This is a genomic window from Micromonospora sp. M51, assembly GCF_018070305.1.
In the GTDB taxonomy this organism is placed as follows: Bacteria; Actinomycetota; Actinomycetes; order Mycobacteriales; family Micromonosporaceae; genus Micromonospora; species Micromonospora parva.
In genome coordinates this window covers 1-3,842 of the sequence record NZ_JAGPXZ010000605.1, presented here as the reverse complement: position 1 = coordinate 3,842, position 3,842 = coordinate 1, and the positions used below count along the sequence as shown (strand labels likewise).

Below are 3,842 nucleotides of genomic sequence, written 5' to 3'. Positions count from 1 at the left end.
GCACTTCCGGCGGGACTGGTCCTCGGCCCGCGACGTCGGGCACCGGGCGGCGGCGGCCAACCTGGCCGACATCGCGGCGATGGGTGCCACGCCGACCGCCCTGCTGGTCGCGCTCTGCATGCCGGCGGACCTGGACACCGGCTGGGCGGAGGAGCTGGCCGACGGGCTGGCGGCGGAGGCGGCGACGGTCGGCGCGAGCGTCGTCGGCGGCGACATGTCGGCCAGCCCCACCCTGACCGTCGCGGTCACCGCGCTGGGCGACCTGGCGGGCCACCCACCCGTGCTGCGCTCCGGCGCCCGACCCGGGGACGTGCTCGCCCTGGCCGGGCGCACCGGGTACGCGGCAGCCGGGTTGACAGTGCTGACCCGGGGGTTCCGCACCCCGAGGCTGCTGGTCGAGGCGTACCGGCGGCCACAGGTGCCCTACCAGGCCGGCCCGCAGGCCGCCCGGTCCGGCGCCACCTCCATGATCGACATCTCGGACGGGCTCCTCGCCGACCTCGGGCACATCGCGGCGGCCAGCGGGGTGGCCATCGACGTACGCCGGGACGGGTTCGAGGTGCCCCGGCAGATGGCCGACGCGGCGCAGGCACTCGGCGTCGACCCGTACACCTGGATCCTCGCCGGTGGCGACGACCACGCGCTGGCCGCTACCTTCCCCCCGGCGGTGCCGCTGCCGCCGGGCTGGCGGCCGATCGGCCTGGTCACGGACGGTGCCGGCGTGACCGTCGACGGGGTCGGCTACGACGGCCCGGCCGGCTGGGACCACTTCCGCTGAGACCCGGGCGCCGCCGTACGCTGGACACCGTGAGTGAGATCGAGATCCGGGTGGTGCGGTTCGACGCGCCGGTGGCACAGCACCTGATCCAGGCCGCCCTGGCCGACCTCGGTGCCCGCTACGGCGGCACCGGCGACGACACCCCGGTGGACGCGGCCGAGTTCGAGCCGCCCGATGGCGCGTTCCTCGTCGCCTACCTCGCCGGTGAGCCGGTCGGCTGCGGTGGCTGGCGTAGCCACGGCGAGGACACCGCGGAGCTGAAGCGGATGTACACGGTGCCGGCGGCGCGGGGGCGGGGGGTGGCCCGCGCGGTGTTGGCGGCCGTCGAGCGCTCCGCCCGCGAGCACTGCCGCAAGCGGGTGGTCCTGGAGTGCGGCGACAAGCAGCCCGAGGCGATCGCCATGTACGGCTCCGCCGGGTACGAGCGGATCCCGAACTTCGGCTTCTACAAGGACGCGGAGGGCTGCATCTCCTTCGGCCGCACCCTCTGACCTGCGGGCCGGGCCTCGGCGTGCCTGGCCGGGCCGGCGCGGTGCGCGGTGGCTGCCGCGCACACGGCTCAGCCGGCGGACCCTCGGGGTCCGCCGGCTGAGCCGAACGAGAAGGTGGGTGCTACCGCGTCAGGCGCGGGTGACCTTGCCGGCCTTGATGCACGAGGTGCAGACCTGCAACTTCTTGGTGTTGCCGCCACCGGCCGGGGTACGCACCGACTGGATGTTCGGGTTCCAGCGGCGGTTGGTCCGCCGGTGCGAGTGGGACACGTTGTGGCCGAAGCCCGGTCCCTTGCCACAGACGTCGCACACGCTAGCCACGGGATACTCCTGGGATTGATACGTTCATGAGGTCGCCGGCAGGTGCTGCCCGGGCAACCTGGTCAGGTTACCCGATGACTCGCCGACCCGGCCAACCGGCCCGGTCCGGCGCTCGCCCGTGCCCCGGCTCACGCCTGGTCGTGGGCCCGTCCGCCCGACGGTGGGCCGGCCCGGCGGCAAGGCTACCGGAGCGGTCCGTCCCCGCCGCGGCCAGCGCCGACCCGGGGCACGGCGGACACGCCGGACGAGTCCGACGGGTGTCGGTGCGCGCCAGTAGGCTTCTGCCCGTGCTGGACACCCTCGACGCCGCCGCGGTCCGCCGCTGGTGTGCGGGCGGGTTGGCCGCACTGAAGCGTCACCAGGGCGAGATCGACCAGCTCAACGTCTATCCGGTGCCCGACGGCGACACCGGCACCAACCTGGTGCTCACCCTCACCTCGGCACAGCAGGCCCTCGCCATGGATCTGGACACCCTGCCCGACAGCGGGCCGACCGCGCACGGGCACGCGCTGCGGCTGATGGCCCAGGGCGCGCTGCTCGGCGCGCGGGGCAACTCCGGGGTCATCCTCTCGCAGATCCTGCGGGGTTTCGCCGACCAGGTCGCCGGGATGCCGGCGGTGCGCGGCCGGGAGTTGGCCGCCGCGTTGCGCTCCGGCACCGCCGCCGCGTACCCGGCGGTCTCCCGGCCGGTCGAGGGCACACGGCTCACCGTTGACGCGGCCGCCGCCGCGGCGGCCGCGGGCGCGGACAGCGACGACCAGCCGGCGGTGGCCGGCGTCGCGGCCCGGGCGGCGGCCGAGGCGCTCGCCCGGACCCCGGAGCAGCTGCCGGCGCTGGCCCGCGCGGGCGTTGTCGACGCCGGTGGCCGAGGGCTCTGCGTGCTGCTCGACGCCCTGGTCGAGGTGCTGACCGGGGAGAGCACGGCCCGGCCCGCGCCGCCGCCGCGCGCCGCCCGCCCGGCGGCCACCGTCGCCCGCGAGACCGGTTCCGACGAGTACGCGTACGAGGTGCAGTTCCTGCTCGATGCCCGAGCCGAGGCGGTCGCCGGGGTGCGCCGGGCCCTGGACGCGTTGGGGGATTCGCTCGTCGTCGTCGGCGACGGGCGTGAGCCGGAGGGCACCTGGAACGTCCACGTGCACGTCAACGACGTGGGCGCGGCGGTCGAGGCCGGGGTCGCTGCCGGCCGCCCGTACCGGATCTCGGTGACCCGTTTCGCCGACCAGCCGGAGCCGCCCGCCGGCCCGGCGGTGACCGGCCGGGCCGCGGTGGTGGTGGCCACCGGTGGCGGCATCGCCGAGCTGTTCGCCGCTGAGGGGGCCACAGTGGTGCCGGGCAACCCGTCCACCGGTGAGCTGCTCGACGCCGTGCGCAGCACCGGCGCGGCCCGGGTGGTGGTGCTGCCCAACGACGCCAACACCGAGGCGGTGGCGAGCGCGGCGGCCCGCGAGGCCCACCGCTTCGGCATCAAGGTGAGCGTGGTGCCGACCCGCTCGCCCGTGCAGGCGTTGGCCGCCCTCGCGGTCCGCGACGGCGACCGCCGCTTCGAGGACGACGTGATCGCGATGGCCGAGGCGGCGGGCGCCTGCCGCTACGCCGAGGTCTGCCACGCCAGCCGGGAGGCGCTGACAGTGGCCGGCCCGTGCCGTCCCGGTGACGTGCTGGCGCTGGTGGAGGGGGAGGTGCACCTGATCGGCACCGACCTCACCGACACCTGCGCGGCGGTGGTCGACCGGATGCTCGGCGGTGGTGGCGAGATGGTCACCCTGCTGGCCGGGGCGGACGCCCCGGCCGGGCTCACCGATGCCGTCCGCGCGCACGTCGCGCGACGCTGGCCGTTCGTCGAGGTGCACACGTACCCGGGCGGCCAGCCGTTTTATCCGCTCCTGGTAGGGATCGAATGAGCGAACCAGCCACTGTGGACACTCCGCTGAAGAAGCTGGTCGGGGAGAAGACAGCCAAGGCGCTGGCCGCACACCTCGACCTGCACACCGCGGGTGACCTGGTCTACCACTTCCCGCGTCGCTACGACGAGCGTGGTGAGCACACCGACATCCGCTCGCTGGACGTCGGTGAGCAGGTCACCGTGCTGGCTCAGGTGCAGCGCACCGCGGTGCGCCCGATGCGTCAGCGGCGGGGCAACCTGCTGGAGGTGACCGTCGGCGACGGCTCCGGCGGGGTGCTGACGTTGACCTTCTTCGGCAACCAGGCGTGGCGCGAGCGGGAGCTGCGCCCCGGCCGGTGGGGGCTGTTCG

General features: G+C 75.3%; 4 protein-coding genes and 1 pseudogene. 4 read left to right on the top strand and 1 reads right to left on the bottom strand.

Annotated elements, in window-relative coordinates; genetic code table 11:
- Window positions 1-778, top strand: a 778-nt coding sequence (locus KBX53_RS25395; RefSeq protein ID WP_210862031.1) for a thiamine-phosphate kinase, incomplete at its 5' end; no start/stop codon positions are given.
- Between the two features lie 29 nt (window positions 779-807).
- The gene (locus tag KBX53_RS25390) at window positions 808-1,269 is read left to right on the top strand and encodes a GNAT family N-acetyltransferase (protein WP_210862029.1); all 462 of its coding nucleotides are present in this window, start codon (window positions 808-810) and stop codon (window positions 1,267-1,269) included.
- 129 nt (window positions 1,270-1,398) lie between these two features.
- Here the strand turns inward: KBX53_RS25390 and rpmB are convergent, their stop codons facing one another.
- On the bottom strand, window positions 1,399-1,590 hold the full coding sequence (rpmB, locus tag KBX53_RS25385; RefSeq protein ID WP_007456456.1) for a 50S ribosomal protein L28: 192 nt from the start codon (window positions 1,588-1,590) through the stop codon (window positions 1,399-1,401).
- Window positions 1,591-1,877: 287 nt separating this feature from the next.
- Here rpmB and KBX53_RS25380 point away from each other — a divergent pair, with 287 nt between their 5' ends.
- Both KBX53_RS25380 and KBX53_RS25375 read left to right on the top strand, forming a co-directional pair.
- Window positions 1,878-3,491, top strand: coding sequence for a DAK2 domain-containing protein (locus KBX53_RS25380; protein WP_210862027.1), 1,614 nt, complete (start codon window positions 1,878-1,880; stop codon window positions 3,489-3,491).
- A pseudogene (locus KBX53_RS25375) lies at window positions 3,488-3,842 on the top strand (ATP-dependent DNA helicase RecG); the annotation flags it as partial. The gene KBX53_RS25380 and the pseudogene KBX53_RS25375, both read left to right, overlap by 4 nt.